The organism is Xanthomonas sp. NCPPB 3570 (assembly GCF_056725115.1).
The window spans coordinates 1,475,886-1,496,323 of record NZ_CM161513.1; the positions used below are offsets into that span (position 1 = coordinate 1,475,886).

Below are 20,438 nucleotides of genomic sequence, written 5' to 3' on the forward strand. Positions count from 1 at the left end.
CAGTCTCGACGCCTTTCAGTTCAATGCGTCGGGACTGAAGTCCCTCCCACAAGGGCAGGTGTCGGCACTCGGGGCTGTCCCGGATGCTTGGTCAACCCGGTGCCCGCTCGATGTTGGCCGCTAGCACGCGACGCTCGGCCTGTGGCCAGCGCGCGACGAGGTCTGAAGCAGCGCAAGCGTTGGCTAGCGTTATGTGGGAGGGACTTCAGTCCCGACGCTAGGATGTCTCACTTCGCGGGTGCGCTTCCCGCGACATCGGGGGAGATTCAAAAGGGACGCGTCACAGAGGACCAGCCATGGCGGCGCTTCTGCGACAACGCAGCAATGCTGCACACGATCATCGGCTCAGCGCTTGGGCGCCGGCACTTCGCGGTTGTGGCGATCGATGGAGTACCAGCGGCCGCCCTGCATCGGCGTGTGTCCATCGGCGTCGGGCGTGCCGGGGTGGCAGCCGTCGCAGACCTCGGCGACACCGTGCTCGAACGGCCAGGCGAAGTCGTGGACCGGCGCGATCACCTCGCGCAGCTGCCGGTCGTAGAAGCCGATGCGGCTGTGAAAGATGCCGCGGGTCAGCCCTTCGGTGAAACCATCCGGGCCGTTGTCCCAGGTGATCACCGGCAAGCTGCGACCATCGGCGCGGACGTAGTAAAAGCGCGCGCCGACGCTCAGCAACGCCAGCCCGTCGCGATCGAAGTGCAGGCGCCGCAGCGCCTGCGGTGTCAGCGCCAGGCGTCCGTCGGCGCCGAGCTTGCAGCCCGGCACGACGTGGCGGTCGGTGGTCGTATCGCCGAGCCGGCAGGCGCCGTCGGGCTGCGCCTGTGCCTGCACAGCAACTGTGGTTGCCGACAGCGCGAGCAACGCCGCTGCCGCATGCACGCGGCCACGGCGCCACGGCCGGGGCAGCAATCGGCTCACTGCGCGGTCGCAGCGCTCGTCATGAACGCCGTCGGCTTGGGCAGTTCCACCGGCACGCCGTCGCCGTTGCAGGTGCCGGCCTGGCACAGCCGCGCGCGCAGGGTCGGCGTGGCCTGCACGATCACGTGGTAGATCACGTTCTCTTCCAGGCTGCCGCGGAACGCATTGCTGCCGGGGCCGCGCGCCCAGATGCCGACGTCGTCGCCGCCATGGGTCTCGGCCTTGGTTGGCACCAGCGCTTCCTGCATGAAATCCGGGCTTTCGGTGTCGACGTGGGTCAGGTCGGGACGGCCGTTGGCCGGCTCGAAATTGCTCGGCGCATGCGGGAAGGTCTTGATCCCGGCCGGCTGCTGGTTGCTGGCGCCGGTGTAGCCGGGACCGTTGGCGTAGCTGAGCGTGGCGTAGGGCTGGCCGTTGCCGTCCAGCGCGAGGTCACCGGTATTGGGGTCCTCGCCGCTGGTGCCGCGCACCTTGCCCAGGATCGGGTTGCCGCGCTGCGGGTAGCCGACGAAGTTGAGCGTGTGCGAGTGGTCGGCGGTGACGATGATCAGCGTGTCCTCGGCCGAGGTCGCCTCCGCCGCGGCCTGCACCGCCTGCGACAGGGCGATGGTCTCGTCCAGGGCGCGGTAGGCGTTGCCGGCGTGGTGAGCGTGGTCGATGCGGCCGCCTTCGACCATCAGCACATAGCCGTTCTTGTCCTGCGACAGGGTGCGGATCGCGGCCTTGGTCATCTCGGCCAGGCTCGGGTCGCCATTGGCGCTGCGGTCGCGATCGTGGTCGAACTGCATGTGGTCCGGCTCGAACAGGCCGAGCAGCGCCGGCGCGTTCTGCGCCGCTTCCAGTTGCCCGCGGGTCCACACGTAGGCGCCCTGCGGATGGCGCTGGCGCCATTCGCCGACCAGGTCGCGGCCATCCAGGCGCAGGCCGACCTTGTCGTCGTACTCCGGGTCGCGCTGCTCGACGGTGGTGAACTGGCCACGGCCGCCGGCCAGCATCACCTGCGGGCCGCGCCCGAAGCGCGCGCTCACCATCTGCTGGGCGATGTCGCGGCAGCCTTCGGCCACGGCTTTCTCCGGCAGGTCGGCATCGCTTTCCCAGTTGCGCTCGGGCACATGCGCATAGGTCGCGGCCGGGGTGGCGTGGGTCAGCCGGGTGGTGGTGACGATGCCGGTGCCCATGCCGGCGCTGTCGGCCAGTTCCAGCCAGCTCAGCAACTGCTTGCCGAGGCTGTCGGCGCAGGCGTCGCGCTTGCCGGCGGACACGCCGATCGCGCCCATGTGGGTCTTCACCCCGGTGGTGATCGAGGTCATGGTGCCGGCCGAGTCGGGCGTCTGCGAATCGGTGTTGTAGGTCTTGCTCAGCGCGGTAGCCGGGAACGCCTCCCACGACAGCTGGTTCTCTTCGCCCGAGGCGCCCTTGCGCTGGCCGTCGAGGATGCGCGCGGCGGCGACCGTGGTCAGGCTCATGCCGTCGCCCAGGAACAGGATGACGTTCTTGGCCTTGCCGCGCATCGCACCGTTGTTGGCGGCCTTGGCAGCGCCGCTGCGGTACCACCAGGCCGGGGTCTCGCCGGCCGGGTGGGCCACCGCGGGGACGGCGATCGGCGCGACGTTGGCGCTGGCGGCCGGCGCGTGCGGCGCGCTGGCGCAGGCACCCAGCAGCAGGGTGGAGGCGGCGGCGAGAGCGGAAACGGGAAGGCGCATACGCGGAACGGGTCCTGAACAACGAAGTCCCCCGCATTATGCCGGCTGCGACAAGGCACGCCGATGACATCGCGCCTTTCCAGCCATGGCGTCGTCGCTGCTGCCGGGGTGCGCTATCGTGCGAAATCCCCCGATCTCTCTGGACAGCGTCGATGAAACTGGTGACGGCCTGGTTACGCATTCCGTTCTGGCAGCGCGTGGTCGCCGGCTTTCTGCTGGGCGCCCTGGCCGGCTGGGCGTTGGGCCCGACCGCGGAAACCTGGTTCAAGCCGCTGGGCGATCTGTACGTCACCCTGATCAAGATGATCGCGGTGCCGCTGGTGTTCTTCGCCGTCATCAACGCGATCTCGGCGCTGCACGGGCAGCAGTCGGTGGCCAAGCTGGGCGGGCGCACCTTCCTGTGGTTCGTGGTCACCGCGGCGCTGGCGGTCGGCGTCGGCCTGGCCGTGGGCACCGTGCTGCAGCCGGGGGCCGGCCACCTGGGCCTGCGCGTGGACAGTGCCTGGACCCCGCGCGACGTGCCCAGCCCGGTGCAGGTGCTGCTGGACGTGGTGCCGTCCAATCCGTTCTATGCGCTCACCGGCATCGGCACCAAGACTAATGCCGCCGGCGAGACCGTGCTGGCGGCCGGGCGCGGTTCGATCCTGCCGGTGATCTTCTTCGCCGCGTTGCTGGGTTTCGCCATGGTCAAGCTCGGCGAGCGCGTGGCCGAGGCGCGCAAGCTCACCAAGCAGATGAGCGAGATCATGATCCAGGTCACGCGCTTCGTGCTGGAGATGACCCCGCTCGGCACCTTCGGCCTGATCGCCGCGCTGGTCGGCGGCTACGGCTTCGGCAAGCTGCTGCCGTTCGGCAATTTCGTGCTGGCGCTGTACCTGGCCTGCGCGATCCACATCGTGGTGGTGTACAGCAGCCTGCTGCTGGTGCACGGGCTCAACCCGTGGAAGTTCTTCCGCGGTGCCGCGCCCGGCATGCAGGTGGCCTTCGTCAGCTCGTCCAGTTTCGCCGCGATGCCGGTGGCACTGCGCTCGATCACCCACAACCTCGGCGTCAACAAGGACTACGCGGCGTTCGCCGTGCCGCTGGGCGCCAGCATCAAGATGGACGGCTGCGGCGCGATCTTCCCGGCGCTGTGCGCGGTGTTCATCGCCCAGTACACCGGCGTGCCGCTGACCGCCAACCAGTATTTCGTGGTGCTGATCGCGTCGGTGCTGGGCAGCTTCGGCACTGCCGGCGTGCCCGGCACGGCGGTGGTGATGGCCACGGTGGTGCTGAGTGCGGCCAACCTGCCGCTGGAGGTGATCGGCTACCTGTACGCCATCGACCGCGTGCTGGACATGATGCGCACCATGACCAACGTGACCGGGCAGATGCTGGTGCCGGTATTGGTGGCCAAGGAAACCGGCCTGCTCGACCGCGGCATCTACGAGGCCGCCTCGAGCAATGTCGGCCTGGAAGATCCGCCGGTCGACGGTTCCGGCCAGGTGCGTTGATGCTCCGGTGAGCACGGCCGCCGAGAGCCTGCGCGCGCAGCTGCGGCAGTTGCCGGGGCTGACGCTGCGCGAGGGGGTGCTGGTGCACGACGCGCTGCCGGACGACCCGTTCGAGCAGCGCTACCTGGACGTGCGTCGCCGCGAAGGCCGCCTCTACAGCGACGCGCAGGTGCGCACGCTGCCGCAGCCGCCCGGCGCGCTCGGCGCCAGTCACGAATGGCGGGTGCGTGCCGAATCGTGCCGGCGCCTGCTGCGCCACCTGCGCGCGCGCGGCGGCGAGGGGCCGCTGCTGGAACTGGGCTGCGGCAACGGCTGGCTGTCGCATCGCTTGGCCAGCGGCCTGCAGCGCGAAGTCTGCGGCGTGGACGTCAATCGCACCGAACTTGCCCAGGCGGCGCGGGTGTTCGCCGACGCGCCGCAGCTGAGCTTCGTCGCCGCCGACATCCTACGTTTGCCGCTGCCGGCGCAGCGGTTCGATGTCGTGGTGGTGCCGGCCTGCATCCAGTACTTCGCCGATCCGCGTGCGTTGATCGCACGCTTGCTGCGGCTGCTGCAGCACGATGGCGAACTGCACATCCTCGACAGCCCGTTCTATGCCGACGCCGACCAGGCCCTGGCCAGCGCCGCGCGCAGCCTGCGCTACTTCAGCGACCTGGGCTGCGCCGAACTGGCGCAGCAGTACCACCAGCACACCGACGCAGTGCTGGACGGCATCGTGCTGCGCCGGTTGTTCGACCCCCGCCGGCTGTCGGTACGCTGCCTGCGCGCGCTGCGCTGGCGCCAGCCGCATTTCCCATGGCTGTGCATCCGCAAGCGTGACAACCTGGCATTGGCCGCGGCGTAGCCGACCCCTTCGGCCGCCAGCGCGGCCGTGGCCGCAGGCCATTGCGGCGCCATTGCGATTGGCGGCGTCGGCGCATGGCAGACTGCCGCCTTCTTCCCCTGCATGGATTCCCGATGAGCGGCACGCAACGCGAACTGACCTTCCGCTTCCTGGCCGAACCGATCGACGTCAACTACGGCGGCAAGGTCCACGGCGGCGTGGTGATGAAGTGGATCGACCAGGTCGGCTACGCCGCCGCGGTGGGCTGGAGCGGCCACTACAGCGTGACCGTGGCGGTGGGCGGCATCCGCTTCGTGTCGCCGATCCGCATCAGCGACATGGTCACGGTCAGCGCCAAGCTGGTCCACACCGGCACCAGCAGCATGCATTTCGCCATCGAGGTGCGCGCCCGCGATCCGATGGGCGGCGAGCCGCGCCTGTGCACGCATTGCATCATCGTGTTCGTGGCCCTGGACGGCGTCGAAGGCCGCCCGACCGCGGTCCCGGCCTGGCATCCGGACACGCCGGAAGACCATCGCCTGGCCGAGTACGCGCAGAAGGTGATGGAACTGAGCAAGGGCATCGAGGACACCATCGCGCATTACCACGGCTGAGGGCGCGCGCCCGCGCGCTGGCTCAGGCGCGCCAGTCCGTGGGCGCGGTGCGGCAGTCGCCATCGAACAGGCGGCCGCCGTGCGCGGCCAGTTCCTGCTGCGCCAGCGTCAGCACCGGCGCGCAGTCGGCGCTGGCGAACAGCGTGGCGAAGGCCTGCTCGAAGCGCGCGCCCACCGCCGGATCCATCCGTGCCAGCAGGCGCGGCACCCACTTGCCGCTGCCGTACCAATGGCCGCGCCCGCGCAGCGCCAGTTCCGCCAGGCGCGGATGCAGCAGGGCGCCGATCGCGACGATCTCGGCGGCGCTGCGCTCGCCGCACAGGTCGTCGACCAGGTCGGTGATCTCGTAGCGCAGCGTGTCCCGTTGCGCCGGCGTCAGCGGCAGCGGCCCGGCCTGCAGCCGCGCGGCGATCTGGCCTTGCAGGGCACGTGCGGCGTCGGTCGCGGTGCCGACGATGGTGCCCTCGGCGACCATGTGCAGCAGGCTGGGACGGCCGCGGGCCGCATCGTCATCGACGAACCAGGCCAGCGTACCCGGATCGTGCACGAAGGCTTCGACCGGCACGCCCTCGGCCAGGAACGATTCGCGACGTGCCGCCGGCAGGCTGTCGTAGACCACCACCAGATCGATGTCGGACAAGTGCGTACCTTCGCCGCGCAGGATCGAGCCGGCGGCGAAGCCGAAGGCAGCGCCGGCATAGCGGGTGGACAGCAGCGACTGCGCGATCGCCAGTGCCTGGGCGGGCGTGGGCAGGGCGGGAGTGAGCAACATCAGCGCAGCGCCTGCCGGTGCGGCCAGTATGCGGCCCGGCGACGGTGGTCATGGGCATGGCAGGGGAGCAGGGCGGGCGAGGCAGGTGGTGTCATCGACATTCCGGTGACGCGATCGAGGCGGGCCAGCGTAGCGTGCCGTCGGGCAAGGCGGGGGGCGGCAATGACGTAGCCGGTGGACAGCGCCGCATCGCAGCGGCAATCCGGCGACACCCGGGCGCAACAAAAAAGGCCGCTGTCGCCAGCGGCCTTTCTTCGCATTGCGCACAGACGGGGGCGGCTTACATCGCCACGCGGCGCGCCTGCACGAACTTCTCGCCCCAGTAGCCCGAGGTCAGCGTGTCCACGCGCACGTCCTTGCCGCGGCTGGGGGCGTGCAGGAAGCGGCCCTCGCCGACGTACAGGCCGACGTGGTCGACGCGGCCCTTGCGGCCGAAGAACACCAGGTCGCCCGGGGCCAGCGCGTCGCGGTCCTTGATCAGCTGGGCGTTGGCCTCGCGGGCCATCTCGCGCGACACGCGTGGCAGCTCGATGCCCAGCGCGGTGCGGAACACGTAGCCGACCAGGCCACTGCAGTCGAAGCCTTCGGTGTCCTCGCCGCCCCAGCGGTACGGGGTGCCCAGCAGCGCCATGGCGCGCTTGAGCACGGACTGGACCTTGTCGCCGCCCGGGACCACGCCTTCGCGCGGGACCGGCTGGGACACGTCGTAGTTGGCCAGCAGGCGGCTGATGTCGCCGGCGAACATCGCCGAGCGGTCCATCAGCGGAATGGTGTCGTTGGCGGCCAGGTGCGGGAGCAGGGCGGCCAGCGTGGCGCTGGCGGCGGCGTCGGCCTTGCTGCGCGTCGGCGCGGGGGCCTGGGCGGCGGCGGCCGGCTTGGCCGAGGCAACGGAAGTAGAGGTCTGCGCGGTCGCCGGGGCGGTGGTCGCTGCGGCGCCTACCTGGGCCGGGGCGGGGGCGACGGTCGCGATCGCTTCCGGGACGACGGTGTCGGCGGGAGCGGTCTGAGCCAGGGCCGGGAGGGCCGAGAAACAGAGCGAGGCGGTGCAGAAGAGGCGGAAAGCGGTCCGGCGGGGAACGGCGGGCTTGCCTGGAGAGGTCTGGGCTTCGGTCGTCACGCTTGGATCACAAAATAAAACGATGGGGGATCATGCCTTGTAGACAGAAATAGGAAGTTCAAATAAGGTTAAAATTTCGTAATTATGAATGTGGGTGAAATCACAATTCAGTGCAAAACCCGTTTTGCGCCCGTGTAATGGTCCCGCCAGTAGGCCCCATCCAGTGAATCCAGGCGGACGGTTCCGCCGGTGCTGGGGGCATGCACGAAGCGGCCTTCGCCGACATAGATTCCGACGTGCGTCACATTCCCGGCGCTGCCGAAGAACACCAGGTCGCCGGTGCTCAGGCGCTGCGGATCGATCCGCGGCCCCTGTACAGCGGCCAGTTCGCGCGAGGTGCGTGGCAGCCGCAGGTCGAGCATGTCGCGATAGACATAGGCGACCAGGCCGCTGCAGTCGAAGCCGGACTCGGGGGTGTTGCCGCCGTAGCGGTAGGGGGTGCCGACCAGGCCCAGCGCGCGCATCAGCACCGCGTTGGCCGCCCCCGGGTCGGCCGGTGCCACCTGCGGCCACTCGCGCACCGTCACCGGTGCCGGCCGGGTGTGGCGGACCTCGTGGCGTCCGCAGGCCGCCAGCGCCGCGGCGCACAGCAGCGGAAGCCACCACGGGAACGCGCGGCGGCCGCGCGGCGAAACTGGCGTGTTGTGCATGGAGCCGGGATAATGCGCGACCTCAGAAGGCCGCCATCATGGCGGCGCTCCCGGCGGCCGACAAGCCGCCCATCCCGTCTGCCCCCGGCAGCCACAGCGCAGAGTGCACATGAAGATCGAAAAAGACCGCGTCGTCCGTTTCCACTACACCGTTTCGGAAGTCGGTCAAGAGCCGATCGAAAGCTCCAAGGACCGCGATCCGCTGGTGATCCTGGTCGGCCACGGCAACATCATCCCGGGCCTGGAGAACGCGATGATGGACAAGGCCGCCGGCGACAGCTTCGGTGTCGACGTGGCCGCCAAGGACGCATACGGCGAATACCGCGAGGGCCTGAGCCAGCGCGTGCCGAAGAAGCATTTCGGCGCGGTCAAGCTGCAGCCGGGGAGCCAGGTGGTGCTGCAGACCAACTTCGGACCGCGCGCGGTCACTGTGCAGAAGGTCGGCATGAGCGTGGTCGACGTCGACCTCAACCACCCGATGGCCGGCAAGGAGCTGCACTTCGACGTCGAGATCGTCGACGTGCGCGAGGCCAGCGCCGAAGAGATCGAGCACGGCCACGTGCACGGCGACGGCGGCCACCACCACTGAGTGCGTTGATGGCGGTACCGGTCGCGCCGGTGCCGCCAGCCCTGGCGCCGCGCGCAGCGGCGCCGTCGCGCCGCCGCGGACGCCGGCGGCCTTCCTGATCGCGGCGAGGGGACATTCGCCGGCCTTCCGTCCGGTGCCCGCCTTGGCTTCCTCCGCCCCCGTGTTGCAGCCCGTCGCGCCCGCCGAGCGCATCGCCACGCTGGACGTGCTGCGCGGCTTCGCCCTGCTGGGCATCCTGCTGATGAACATCGAGGGCTTCGTCGGTCCGCTGGACGCGGCGATGACCGGCCTGGATCCGACGCTGCGCGGCGCCGACCGCATCGCCGATGCGCTGGTCTACATCTTGGTGCAGGGCAAGTTCTACACGCTGTTTTCGCTGCTGTTCGGCATGGGCTTCGCGGTGATGGCGCAGCGCGCCGAGACCGCGCGACGGCCGTTCGGTGGCTTCTTCCTGCGCCGCAGCGCGGGGCTGCTGCTGATCGGCCTGCTGCATGCGGTGCTGCTGTGGTCCGGCGACATCCTGGTCAGCTACGCGCTGCTGGCGTTCATGCTGCTGGCGTTCCGCGAGGCGCCCACGCGCTGGCTGCCGGGGATGGCGCTGGTGGTGTACCTGTTTGCGCCGGCGCTGTGGCTGTTGATCGGCGCCGCCGCCTGGGCGGCGCAGGCCGATCCGCACGGTGCAGCGCAGTGGCATCGGGACATGGCCGAGCAGGCGCAGCACGGCGCGGCGGCGCTGGCGCAGCAGCGCGAGGTGTTCGGCCACGGCAGCTACGCGCAGGCCACTGCGCAACGCGCGCGCGACCTGGTCGAATCGCTGAGCGGGCTGCTGTTCAACGCGCCGACCATCTTCGGCATGTTCCTGCTCGGCGCCTGGTGCGTGCGCAGCGGACTGGCCGCGCAACCGCAGCGCTTCCCGCGGCTGCTGGCGGTGCTGCGCTGGGGCGTGCTGCCGCTGGGGCTGGGGCTGATGTTGCTGAGCTTCCGGCTGGAGCCGTGGATGGACCCGGCGCGGCTGGATCTGCGTCTGACCTTTGCCTACGCCCTGGCCAGCGTCGCCAGCGGCCTGATGGCGCTGGGCTATGCGGCCTGGCTGGTGCGCGCCGCAGCGGCGTTGCAGTGGCTGGCGCCGGCCGGACGCATGGCGCTGAGCAATTATCTGCTGCAGTCGCTGGTGTGCACCACGTTGTTCTACGGCTACGGGTTCGGCTATTTCGAACAACTGCCGCGCGCCTGGCAGATCCCGTTCGCGGTCGCGCTGTTCGCGCTGCAGGTGGCGTTGTCGCACTGGTGGCTGCAGCGGTTCCGCTTCGGCCCGGTGGAGTGGCTGTGGCGCTCGGCCAGCTACCTGCGCTGGCAGCCGATGCGGCGACGCGACGCGGCCTGAGCGCAGGCGCTGCGGCGGCGTCCTCACATCTGCCGCGCGGCCGCCCATGGCATGCTCCGCGGCGACCGAGACATGCGACAGGACAGCCGATGGACGATGTGAGAAGCGGATACGGGTTCGCCAGCGACGCCACTGCACCGCGCGCCGAGCGTGCGCCGTGAGCGGGCCGATCCGCGATTACGACCTGCTGGTGCTGGGCGGGGGCTCCGGTGGCCTGGCCACCGCGTTCCGCGCCGCCAGCCACGGCGCGAGGGTGGCGATCCTGGAGCCGAGCGCGCTCGGCGGCACCTGCGTCAATGTCGGCTGCGTGCCGAAGAAGGCGATGTGGCTGGCGGCGGACCTGGTCGAGCGCATCGACTTGGCGCGCGCGGTCGGCTTCGCCATTCCCGAGGCCACGCTGTCCTGGGCCGAGCTGGTGGCGCATCGCCAGGGCTACATCGGCAACATCCACGCCAGCTACCGGCGGCGCCTGGATGCCGACGGCGTGGTGCTGATTCCGCGGCGCGGCCGGCTGGTCGATGCGCACACCGTCGAATGCGACGACGGCGTGCGGGTCAGCGCCAAGCACGTGGTGATCGCCACCGGTGCGCATCCACTGCGGCCGCAGATCGAAGGCGCCGAACTGGGCCTGGTCTCGGACGACTTTTTCAACCTGTGCGAGGCACCGCCGCGGGTGGCGATCGTCGGTGGCGGCTACATCGCGGTGGAACTGGCCGGACTGCTGCAGGCGCTGGGGAGCCGGGTGGAGCTGTACGTGCAGGGCGAGCGCCTGCTGGAGCGGTTCGACGCGGAACTGGCGCGGCAGCTCGCCGACAATCTGCGTCACCAGGGCGTGCGCCTGCATTTCGGTTATCGCGCCAGCGCCCTGCGCCGCAGCGGCGAGGACCTGTGCGTGGTCGATGCGCAGGGGCAGTCTGGCGAGATCGTCGACAAGGTGTTCTTCGCGATCGGGCGCCGCCCCAACACACGCGACCTCGGCCTGGAAGCGCTGGGCGTGCGCCTGGGCGACAAGCACGAGATCGTGGTGGACGACTACCAGAACACCGACGTGCCGGGGCTGTACGCGATCGGCGACGTGGCCGGCAAGGTCGGCCTGACCCCGGTGGCGATCGCCGCCGGGCGCAAGCTGATGGATCGCGTGTTCGGCGACCGACCGCAGGCGCGGCTGGACTACGAGAACGTGCCCAGCGTGGTGTTCTCGCACCCGCCGCTGGGCCAGGTGGGGCTGGGCGAGGAGCAGGCGCGCGAACGCTATGGCGCCGATGCGGTGACTGTGTACCGCAGCAACTTCCGGCCGATGCTGCAGGCGCTGGCCGACTCGCCGCAGCGCAGCCTGTTCAAGCTGGTGTGCGTGGGCGCCGACGAACGCGTGGTCGGCGTCCACCTGCTCGGCGATGGTGCCGACGAAATCCTGCAGGGGTTCGCGGTGGCGTTGAAGCTGGGCGTGACCAAGCAGCAACTGGAGGACACCGTGGCGATCCATCCGACCTCGGCCGAGGAAGTGGTGCTGATGCGCTGAAGCCGCGGCGATCCGACGGCGGGTTGGCCGTCGCGCCGTAGAATGGCGGCATGCACGTGTCCTCTTCTCCCTGTCGCTGCGCTGCGCGATGAGCGCGCCCGGCACGTCCGCCCCCGTCGCTTCCTCCGCCACCCAGGCCAGCCTCGGCGGCGTGCTGCTCGCCGCGGGCGGCGCGATCGCGTTTTCCGGCAAGGCCATCATCGTCAAGCTGGGCTATCGCTATGGCGTCGATGCGGTGACCCTGCTGGCCTTGCGCATGCTGGTGGCGCTGCCGTGCTTCGCGGCGATGGCGCTGTGGGCGGCGCGCCGCGCGCCGCCGCTGCAGCCCGGCGACCGCTGGCGGATCGTCGCGCTGGGTGTGCTCGGCTATTACCTGGCCAGCTTCCTGGATTTCCTCGGCCTGGCCTACATCACCGCGACCCTGGAGCGGCTGATCCTCTATCTCACCCCGACCCTGGTGCTGCTGATCGGCGTGCTGCTGTGGCGGCGGCGTCCGCAGCGGCGCCAGTTGTGGGCGCTGGCGTTGAGCTATCTGGGCGTGCTGCTGGCGTTCGGCCACGACCTGCGCATCGGCGGCGCGCGCACCGCCTGGGGCAGCCTGCTGGTGTTCGGCAGCGCGTTGGCCTATGCGGCCTATCTGGTCGGCAGCGGCCAACTGGTGGCGCGGGTCGGCGCAGTGCGGCTGACCGCCTACGCCAGCCTGGTCGCGTGTGCGCTGTGCATCGCCCAGTTCCTGCTGCTGCGGCCGCTGCACGCGCTGGCCTTACCGGTGCCGGTGTACGCGCTGTCGCTGCTCAACGGCACGCTGTGTACGGCGGTGCCGGTGCTGGCGACGATGCTGGCGGTGCAGCGCATCGGCTCGGCGCTGGCGTCGCAGATCGGCATGCTCGGCCCGGTCTCGACCATCGTGCTCAGCGTGCTGCTGCTGGGCGAGGCGATGGGGCCTTGGCAGATCGCCGGCACCGTGCTGGTGCTGGGCGGCGTGCTGCTGGTGTCGCGGCCGGCGCGGGCGGGGCCGGCATGAGCCCGCGGCGGCCGCTTGCAGCGACGGCAGCGGCGCCGGCCGAGACGACGGCGGCCGCCGAGGCGCACGCGCGGATCCTGGCGACGATCCGGGCGATCCCGCCGGGCCAGGTGCGCGGCTATGGCGAGGTGGCGATGCTGGCCGGGTTGCCGGGGCGCGCGCGCCTGGTGGCGCGCCTGCTCGGCGGCAACACCGACGCTGCGCTGCCCTGGCACCGGGTGCTGCGCAGCGACGGCCGCATCGCGTTTCCCGAAGGCTCGCGTGGCCATCGCGAACAATGCCAGCGCCTGCGCGCCGAAGGCGTGGTGGTGCAGGGCGGGCGGGTGAAACGTGCGCCTAAGCCGGCGCGGGATCTCGATGCCGAGGTGTGGGGGCCTAGGTAGCGAAGCGCACCAGAACTGCGGCGGCCCGTGTCTCGAAGAGCAGAAGAGGCCGGCTGTGAATGGCGTAGCCCCTCGCCCCCCGGGAGAGGGGTTGGGGTGAGGGTAGGACGCGAAGCGCATGCGGTGTTTGGGCTGCACGAGGCTGCGCCCGTACCCTCATCCGCCCCTTCGGGGCACCTTCTCCCAAGGGGAGAAGGGAGGTTCAAGCCCCTCTCCCTGCGGGAGAGGGGTTGGGGTGAGGGTAGGGCGCGAAGCGCATGCTGCATGTTGATTGCGCGAGGCTTCGCCCGCGCCCTCGTCTGTCTCTTCGGCGCACCGCGCTCGCAATATTTCTTGGAAGAGGAGCATTGGTCGTGGAATGCCGCCGCGCTGGTTGGAGTGCAGCCTCTAGCGACCGGCTATGATGGGGGCAGTTGCCACGGACCCGACCATGTTTCCCAGACTTCCGCCCGTCACTAAAGCGCTTCTGATCGCAAATGTCGTGGTGTTCCTGCTGCAGCAACCCTTTTTGCTGGGCGACGCGACGTTCGAGCCGTTCATGCTGTGGCCGATCGGCGTCTTCGATGCGTTCTCGCCCGGGCAGAACTTCCAGCTCTGGCAGTTGCTGACCTACGGCTTCCTGCACGGCAGCTTCTCGCATCTGTTTTTCAACATGCTGGCGCTGTACATGTTCGGCGGGCCGCTGGAGCAGACCTGGGGCGAGAAGCGCTTCCTGACCTATTACCTGGTCTGTGTGGCCGGCGCCGGCCTGTGCCAGTTGCTGGTCGGCTGGTGGATGCTCAGCAACGGCTACGCGCCGTATCCGATCCTGGGCGCTTCCGGCGGCATCTTCGGCCTGCTGCTGGCGTTCGGCATGCTGTTTCCGAACCAGCGGGTGGTGTTGCTGTTCCCGCCAATCCCGATGAAGGCGCGCACCTTCGTCATCGTGTTCGGCGCGCTGGAACTGCTGATGGGCTTCACCGGCTGGCAGCCGGGCGTGGCGCATTTCGCGCATCTGGGCGGCATGCTGTTCGGTTGGCTGATGATCCGCTACTGGCGCGGCCAGCCGCCGTTCGGCAAGCGCAAGCCGCCGCGTCCGCGCATCGTGCGATAGCGCACGCCGGCCTCCGCGCGCAGGTATCGCTGCGCGGCAGCGCCCTCGCGTTGGCAGCCGCCTGCGGGCAGCGCAGGCGCCGAAGACACGTTTTCCAGACCCCTGAATGCAAGACGGCGCGGTTGCCCGCGCCGTCTTGCTGTGTGCCTGACCGGCGGCTAGCGCCGGCACTGGCTCACGGCCACAGATGGATCTGCTCGGCCTCGCTGCGCACCATCGGTTGGCCCGGCTTGCAGGTGAAGGTTGCGGCGAAGGCGGGCAGGTTGGCCAGCGCGCCGTTGGTACGCCAGCGGCCGGGCGCGTGCACGTCGGCGGTGACCCGCTGCACGGCTTCGTTCGGCGACAGCTGTTGCGCCCACAGGCCAGCCCAGGCCTTGTAGAACATCTGCTTGCCGGCCTCGTTGGCCGCCGGCTGCGCGGCGCTGTAGGCCTGCCAGGCCAGTTCGACGCTGCCGATGTCGGTCAGGTCCTCGTCCTGGGTCAGCGGGCCGTTGACCTTGGCGCCCTTCGCGCCGGGGAAGTCGTAGGCGCCGTACTGCGCGGCGGTGCGGGCCGCCAGCGCGTTCCAGGCGCTCTTGTCTTCCGGGGTCCACCAGTTGCGCAACTGGCCCTGTGCGTCGACCTGGCTGCCCTTGCTGTCGATGGCGCCGATCAGCTCGTGCGCGACCATCGCGCCGTAGGCGCCGTACAGCGCCGCGGCGTCGCCGCCGGCCGCGTACACCGGCGGCTGCAGCACCGCGGCGGTGACGATCAGGCGGTTCTGGGCGATGTCGTAGGTCAGCGCCGGCTGCTGCGGCAGCACGTCCCAGCGGCGGTCGGCGTTGCCCTTGCCGATGCGCTTCATCTCCTCGCGGTGACGCCAGGTGGAGGCGATCAGCATGTTGCCGCCGAAGCTGCCGCGGCCCATCGGCTGCAGGGTGTAGTCGAGGTCGCGGCGCGGCGCGCCGACTTCGATCTTCAGCGCGGCCAGCTTGGCCTGCGCCTCGGTGCGCGCCGGCTCGCTCAGCCAGGTGCTGCGCTTGACCGCGGCGATCTGCGCGTCGCGCACCTGGTCGGCGATGGTCTCGGCCTGGCGGCGGGTGTCGGCCGACAGGTAGCGGGCCACGTACTCGCGGCCCAGCATGGGGCCGGCGGCGACGTTGATCGCGTCCAGCACCTGCGCCCAGCGCGGCGGCGGTGCGACCTGGCCCTGCAGCACGCGGCCGCGGAACTCGAAGCTGGCGTCGCGGAAGCTCTTGGACAGGTACGGCGCCATCGCATCGCCCACGCGCCAGCGCAGGTAGGCCTTCCACTGCTCGGGCTTGATGCTGACGATCATGCCGTCGAGCTGCTTGAACATGTCCGGGTCGGCCATCGACACCAGGTCGTCGTTGACGCCCTGGGCCTTGAGGAAGGCGTCGAGCTGCAGGTTGCGGTACTGCTTGTTCAACTCCTTGGTCGAGATCGGCGCGTAGTTGTTGAACGGGTTGTTGATGCCGGCCAGCGACTTGGCGCTGCGCGCCAGCGCGGTCTCGATCTGCAGCACCGATTGCGCGTCGGCCTCGAGGCGGTCGGCCGGGGTGCCGGTCAGGGTCAGGATCTGCTTGACGTAGGTGCGGTAGCGGCCCATCAGCGCCATGGTGTCGGCGTCGGTGCGGGTGTAGAAGGCCGGATCGGGCAGGCCCATGCCGCCCTGCATGAAGTAGCCGATGTGGCGGTCCAGCGCCTTCAGGTCGACGTCGGCGCCGAAGTTGAACGCGACCGGGATGCCGATCTGGTGCAGCGCGGCGATCGAGGCCGGCACGTCCTTGGCCTTCTTGATCGCATCGATGCGGCCGAGCAGCGGCGCGATCGGGTTGGAGCCGTCCTTCTCGACGGCGGCCTCGTCCAGGCCGCTGGCCCAGAAGTCGCCCAGCGCCTTCTGCACCGCGTTCTGCGGCGACTGCATGGACGCATCGAGCAGGTCGCGCTGCTGTTGTTGCGCGCGCTCGGCGAGCTGGCCCAGCGCGGTGACCGCGCCGGTCTGCGGCACCGGGTTCTGCTTCAGCCAGTCGGCGTTGGCGTCGTCGTAGAAGTCGCTGCAGGCGGCGCTGATCGGCGGGGCCTTGGGCGCGGCGGCGCGCTTCTTCTTGGGCGCGGCATCGGCGGCGGAGGCGAGGGCGATCAGGCCGAGGGCGACGGCGAGGGCAAGCGGACGGGCATTGGGCATCGGGAACGCATCCGGTCAGGATTAAAGTCGGCGGAGTTTAACAAGCCGCGGTGTGCAACTGTGGCGATGACGTGCGTCCACCGCCCAACCGGATTCAGCGAGGGGCGCCGGCCGCCAAGGATGCGGGCAGACTAGATGGGCGATCGGCAGCGCCGTCACTGCCGCAGGCCGGCCGCCGCGCAAAGAAAAGGCCCGGACATGCCGGGCCTTTTCGCGGGACGGCGGTGACGCCGTCGCTTACCAGATCACCACGCGCTTGTCGCCGCTGCGCACCATCGGCGCGCCCGGCTTGCACTGGAACGCGGTGGCGAAGGCCTCCAGGTTCGACGGCGCGCCGATCGCGCGGAACTGCGCCGGGGCGTGCGGGTCGGTGGTCAGGCGCACCATCGCGTTCTGCGGGGTGTACTTGGTGCGCCACACGGTGGCCCAGTTGATGAAGAAGTTCTGGTCGCGGCTCATGCCGCCGACCTTCGGGTCGTCCTTGCCCTCGGTGGCCTTCTTCATGGCGTCATAGGCGGTGGTGATGCCACCCAGGTCGGCGATGTTCTCGCCCAGGGTCAGCTTGCCGTTGACGTGCTTGCCGTCGACCTCGTAGCCGTCGAACTGCTGGACCAGCTTGCCGGTGAGCGCGGAGAACTTCTTGGCGTCGGCCGGGGTCCACCAGTTCTCGAAGTTGCCGGTCGGCCCGAAGCGCGCGCCCTGGTCGTCGTAGCCGTGGGTCATTTCGTGGCCGATCACCGCGCCGATGCCGCCGTAGTTGAACGCGTCGTCGGCCTTGGGATCGAAGAACGGCGGCTGCAGGATCGCCGCCGGGAACACGATCTCGTTCTGCAGCGGGTTGTAGTAGGCGTTGACCGTCTGCGGGGTCATGCCCCACTCGGTCTTGTCCACCGGCTTGCCGATCTTGCTCAGGTTGTACTTGTAGTTGAACGCGGTGGCGGCGCGCACGTTGTCCAGGTAGCTGTCGCGCTTGGTGGTCAGGCTGCTGTAGTCGCGCCACTTGTCCGGGTAGCCGATCTTCGGGGTGAAGGTCTTCCACTTCTCCAGGGCCTTGGCCTTGGTCTCCTCGCTCATCCAGGTCAGCTTCTCCAGGCGCGCCTTCAATGCCTGGCTCAGGTTCTCGACCAGTTGCTGCATCTTGGCCTTGTCGTCGGCCGAGAACGCGACCTTGACGTACATCTGGCCCATCGCCTCGCCGGCGCCGTTCTCGATGCTGCCGAGCACGCGCTTCCAGCGCGGCTTCATCTCGGCCTGGCCGTTGAGTTCCTTGCCGTAGAAAGCGAAGTTTTCCTGCGCGAAGGCATCGCTCAGGTACGGCGAGGCGCTGTCCACGGTGTGGAAGCGCAGGTAGGCGCGCCACACCGACGGGTCGGTGTCGCCCAGCGCCTTGCTCACTTCCTGGTGGAACGCCGGGATCGCCAGCGAGAACTTCTCCGGCACGGCCACGCCCTGCGATTCGAAGAACTTGGTCCAGGGGAAGTTCGGGGTCAGCTTGTCGGCCTCGGCCGGGGTGACCGGGTTGTAGGCCAGCTCGGCGTCGCGCGAGAGCTGCTCGCTGGACTTGGAGACCTTGGCCAGGCGGGTTTCCAGCGCCACCACATCCTGCGCCTGCTTGGCCGCGTCGGCGGCCGGCACGCCGGCCAGCTCCAGCACCTTGGCCACGTGCGCCTGGTAGGCCTTGAGCTTGTCCTGCTTGTCGGCGTCGACGTAGTAGCTGCGGTCGGGCAGGCCGAGGCCGCCCTGCATGGCGTAGGCCATGTTCATCGTCGAATTCTTGAAGTCGGCTTCCGCACCGAAGCCGAACAGGCCGTTCTCGCCCTTGGCCGCGCTCTGGCGCAGGTACTCGGCGATCGCCGGGCCGTCCTTGAGGCCGTCGATCGCGGCCAGGTCGGCCTTCAGCGGCTCGATGCCCTGGGCGTTGATCTTGGCTTCGTCCATGCCTGAGGACCAGAAGTCGCCGACGATCTTCTCCACGCCCTGCGGGTTGGCGGCGGCAGCGGCCTGTTCGGCCAACTGGTGCTGCACGGCCACCGAGCGCTCGTCCAGGATCGAGAACGCGCCCCAGCTGCTGCGGTCCTTGGGAATCTCGTTGGCGGCCAGCCACTTGCCGTTGACGTAGCCGTTGAAGTCGTCGCAGGCGTTCTTGCCGGCGTCCAGATCGTTGATGCTGAAGGCGTTGTAGGCCGGCAGCTTGCTGGTGTCGAGCTTGAGCTCGGCGGGCGCTGCGGCCGGGGCGGCGGCCGGCGCGGGCTTGGCGGCGTCGGCGGCGGGCGCGGCGTTCTCGGGCTTGTTGCAGCCGGTCAGCGCGGCGCTCACGGCCAGGGTCAACAGCAGCATCTTGGGATTGCGAAGGGTCACAGGCAGGCTCCAGGCCGACGTGGATAAAAAGGTGGCCCGTCCGGGCCGTGGCGAGACTCTACGCCGCCGCGGGAGGTTTCAGGGGTGTCGAAGGTCATGGGCGGCCGCGCGCGTTGGGCCGTGGGACGGCCGCGTCGCCTGCCGGTCGGCAGGCCCGCCGGCGCTGGCTTACCATGCGGCCATGACCCGTGAATCGCCATGCGATGCCCTGATCGTGGGCGCCGGCCACAACGGCCTGGTCTGCGCCGCCTACCTGGCGCGGGCCGGCTGGAAGGTGACGGTGCTGGAGCGGCGCGGCGTGGTCGGCGGCGCGGCGGTGACCGAGGAGTTTCATCCCGGGTTCCGCAACTCGGTGGCGTCCTACACGGTGTCGCTGCTGCAGCCCAAGGTGATCGCCGACCTGGATCTGGCCGGCCACGGCCTGCGCATCGTGCCGCGCCGGCGCAACAACTTCCTGCCATTGCCGGATGGACGTTATCTGCTGACCGGCGGCGGCCACACCCAGGCCGAACTGGCCAAGTTCTCCGCGCGCGACGCTGCGCGCCTGCCGGCCTACGAGGCGCGGCTGGAGGGCATCGCCGACGTGCTGCGCGCGCTGGCGCTGCAGCCGCCGCCCAACGTCACCGACGGTGGCTGGCTGCAGGCGCTGCCCGAACTGCTGCGCGCCGGCCGCCTCGGCCGCCGCCTGCATGCGCTGGACGCGGAACTGCGCCAGGACCTGCTGGACCTGTTCACCATCTCCGCCGCCGAGTACCTGCAACGCTGGTTCGAGAGCGATGCGGCGCAGGCGCTGTTCGGCTTCGACGGCATCGTCGGCAACTACGCCAGCCCGTACACGCCGGGATCGGCCTACGTGCTGCTGCACCACGTGTTCGGCGAGAGCAATGGGGTCAAGGGCGCTTGGGGCCATGCGCTGGGCGGCATGGGCGCGATCACCCAGGCGATGGCGCGCGCCGCGACCGCCGCCGGCGCGCAGATCCGCACCGAGGCCGGCGTGCGCGAGATCCTGGTCGAGGACGGGCGCGCGGTCGGCGTGGTCACCGAGCAGGGCGAGCGGCTGCGGGCACGGCACGTGGTCGCCAACGTCAACCCCAAGCTGCTGTACGAACGCCTGCTCGATCCGGCGCAGGTGCCGGCCGCCACGCGTGAGCGCATGACGCACTGGCGCTGCGGGTCGGGCACGTTCCGCATGAACGTGGCGCTGTCGCGCCTGCCCAGCTTCAGCGCGCTGCCGGGGCCGGGCGACCATCTCACCGCCGGCATCGTGCTGGCGCCGAGCCTGGACTACATGGACCGCGCCTACCACGACGCGCGCACGCACGGCTGGTCGCGCGACCCGATCGTCGAACTGCTGATTCCCAGCACCCTGGACGACAGCCTGGCGCCGCCGGGCCAGCACGTGGCCAGCCTGTTCTGTCAGCACGTGGCGCCGCAGTTGCCGGACGGGCGCAGCTGGGACGCGCACCGCGACGAGGTCGCCGACCTGATGATCGCCACCGTCGAGCGCTACGCGCCGGGATTCGCCGCCTCGGTGCTGGGCCGGCAGGTGCTGAGCCCGCTGGACCTGGAGCGCACCTTCGGGTTGATCGGCGGCGACATCTTCCACGGCGCGTTGAGCCTCAACCAGTTGTTCAGTGCACGCCCCATGCTCGGCCAGGCCGCGTACCGCGGTGCGATCCCGGGCCTGTTCCTGTGCGGCTCCGGCACCCACCCCGGCGGCGGCGTGACCGGCGCGCCCGGCCACAATGCGGCGATGGCGCTGTTGCGCGGCTGAGGTGTAGAAGGCGCGCGGTTTGCGCCCGCAAAAGCGCGT

The 20,438-nt window shown here is 70.0% G+C and carries 17 protein-coding genes; 10 read left to right on the forward strand and 7 right to left on the reverse strand.

Translation table 11 applies throughout. From position 1 onward, the window contains the following. Window positions 1-345 precede the first annotated feature (345 nt). Both AC1PLR_RS06580 and AC1PLR_RS06585 read right to left on the reverse strand, forming a co-directional pair. A complete protein-coding gene (locus tag AC1PLR_RS06580; RefSeq protein ID WP_481103043.1) occupies window positions 346-915 on the reverse strand; it encodes a WG repeat-containing protein in 570 nt (189 codons plus the stop codon). Then, window positions 912-2,618, reverse strand: a complete 1,707-nt coding sequence (locus AC1PLR_RS06585) for an alkaline phosphatase family protein (protein WP_481103044.1) — start codon at window positions 2,616-2,618, stop codon at window positions 912-914. The genes AC1PLR_RS06580 and AC1PLR_RS06585 overlap by 4 nt, the downstream gene beginning before the upstream one ends. A gap of 152 nt (window positions 2,619-2,770) precedes the next feature. Between AC1PLR_RS06585 and AC1PLR_RS06590 the strand changes: the two genes are divergently transcribed. From AC1PLR_RS06590 to AC1PLR_RS06600, 3 genes are all read left to right on the forward strand, one after another. Next, window positions 2,771-4,111, forward strand: a complete 1,341-nt coding sequence (locus tag AC1PLR_RS06590; RefSeq protein ID WP_010341294.1) for a dicarboxylate/amino acid:cation symporter — start codon at window positions 2,771-2,773, stop codon at window positions 4,109-4,111. 7 nt (window positions 4,112-4,118) lie between these two features. Next, the gene (locus AC1PLR_RS06595; protein ID WP_481103045.1) at window positions 4,119-4,955 is read left to right on the forward strand and encodes a class I SAM-dependent methyltransferase; all 837 of its coding nucleotides are present in this window, start codon (window positions 4,119-4,121) and stop codon (window positions 4,953-4,955) included. Between the two features lie 113 nt (window positions 4,956-5,068). Beyond that, complete coding sequence (locus tag AC1PLR_RS06600; RefSeq protein ID WP_010341292.1) at window positions 5,069-5,548, forward strand: acyl-CoA thioesterase; 480 nt, start codon at window positions 5,069-5,071, stop codon at window positions 5,546-5,548. Window positions 5,549-5,570: 22 nt separating this feature from the next. On the opposite strand, the gene AC1PLR_RS06605 is transcribed toward AC1PLR_RS06600, so the two are convergent. The 3 genes from AC1PLR_RS06605 to AC1PLR_RS06615 form a co-directional block, all read right to left on the reverse strand. Then, window positions 5,571-6,320, reverse strand: coding sequence for a nucleotidyltransferase domain-containing protein (locus AC1PLR_RS06605; RefSeq protein ID WP_481103046.1), 750 nt, complete (start codon window positions 6,318-6,320; stop codon window positions 5,571-5,573). A gap of 280 nt (window positions 6,321-6,600) precedes the next feature. After that, window positions 6,601-7,437 carry a C40 family peptidase gene (locus AC1PLR_RS06610; RefSeq protein WP_481103047.1) on the reverse strand — a complete coding sequence of 279 codons (837 nt, stop codon included), beginning with the start codon at window positions 7,435-7,437 and terminating at the stop codon, window positions 6,601-6,603. Window positions 7,438-7,544: 107 nt separating this feature from the next. After that, window positions 7,545-8,087, reverse strand: a complete 543-nt coding sequence (locus tag AC1PLR_RS06615; protein WP_010341289.1) for a C40 family peptidase — start codon at window positions 8,085-8,087, stop codon at window positions 7,545-7,547. Between the two features lie 109 nt (window positions 8,088-8,196). On the opposite strand from AC1PLR_RS06615, the gene AC1PLR_RS06620 reads away from it, so the two are divergent. From AC1PLR_RS06620 to AC1PLR_RS06645, 6 genes are all read left to right on the forward strand, one after another. Then, window positions 8,197-8,676, forward strand: a complete 480-nt coding sequence (locus AC1PLR_RS06620; protein ID WP_481103048.1) for an FKBP-type peptidyl-prolyl cis-trans isomerase — start codon at window positions 8,197-8,199, stop codon at window positions 8,674-8,676. Between the two features lie 142 nt (window positions 8,677-8,818). Then, on the forward strand, window positions 8,819-10,060 hold the full coding sequence (locus tag AC1PLR_RS06625; protein ID WP_481103049.1) for a DUF418 domain-containing protein: 1,242 nt from the start codon (window positions 8,819-8,821) through the stop codon (window positions 10,058-10,060). Between the two features lie 157 nt (window positions 10,061-10,217). Beyond that, window positions 10,218-11,579, forward strand: coding sequence for a glutathione-disulfide reductase (gorA, locus tag AC1PLR_RS06630; protein ID WP_481103050.1), 1,362 nt, complete (start codon window positions 10,218-10,220; stop codon window positions 11,577-11,579). An 88-nt stretch (window positions 11,580-11,667) separates the two neighbouring features. Then, window positions 11,668-12,603 (forward strand): DMT family transporter, encoded by a 936-nt coding sequence (locus AC1PLR_RS06635; protein ID WP_481103051.1) that lies wholly within the window; start codon window positions 11,668-11,670, stop codon window positions 12,601-12,603. Further along, complete coding sequence (locus tag AC1PLR_RS06640) at window positions 12,600-12,986, forward strand: MGMT family protein (protein ID WP_010341284.1); 387 nt, start codon at window positions 12,600-12,602, stop codon at window positions 12,984-12,986. Before AC1PLR_RS06635 ends, AC1PLR_RS06640 begins: the two co-directional genes overlap by 4 nt. Before the next feature lie 430 nt (window positions 12,987-13,416). Then, window positions 13,417-14,079, forward strand: a complete 663-nt coding sequence (locus tag AC1PLR_RS06645) for a rhomboid family intramembrane serine protease (protein WP_481103052.1) — start codon at window positions 13,417-13,419, stop codon at window positions 14,077-14,079. 175 nt (window positions 14,080-14,254) lie between these two features. On the opposite strand, the gene AC1PLR_RS06650 is transcribed toward AC1PLR_RS06645, so the two are convergent. Together AC1PLR_RS06650 and AC1PLR_RS06655 are read right to left on the reverse strand one after the other, a co-directional pair. Continuing rightward, entirely contained in the window at window positions 14,255-16,267 is a 2,013-nt protein-coding gene (locus tag AC1PLR_RS06650) for a M13 family metallopeptidase (protein WP_481103053.1), read from the reverse strand. A gap of 237 nt (window positions 16,268-16,504) precedes the next feature. Further along, window positions 16,505-18,604, reverse strand: coding sequence for a M13 family metallopeptidase (locus tag AC1PLR_RS06655; RefSeq protein ID WP_481103549.1), 2,100 nt, complete (start codon window positions 18,602-18,604; stop codon window positions 16,505-16,507). A gap of 202 nt (window positions 18,605-18,806) precedes the next feature. Here AC1PLR_RS06655 and AC1PLR_RS06660 point away from each other — a divergent pair, with 202 nt between their 5' ends. Further along, entirely contained in the window at window positions 18,807-20,399 is a 1,593-nt protein-coding gene (locus tag AC1PLR_RS06660; RefSeq protein ID WP_481103054.1) for a phytoene desaturase family protein, read from the forward strand. The last annotated feature ends 39 nt before the right edge of the window (window positions 20,400-20,438 follow it).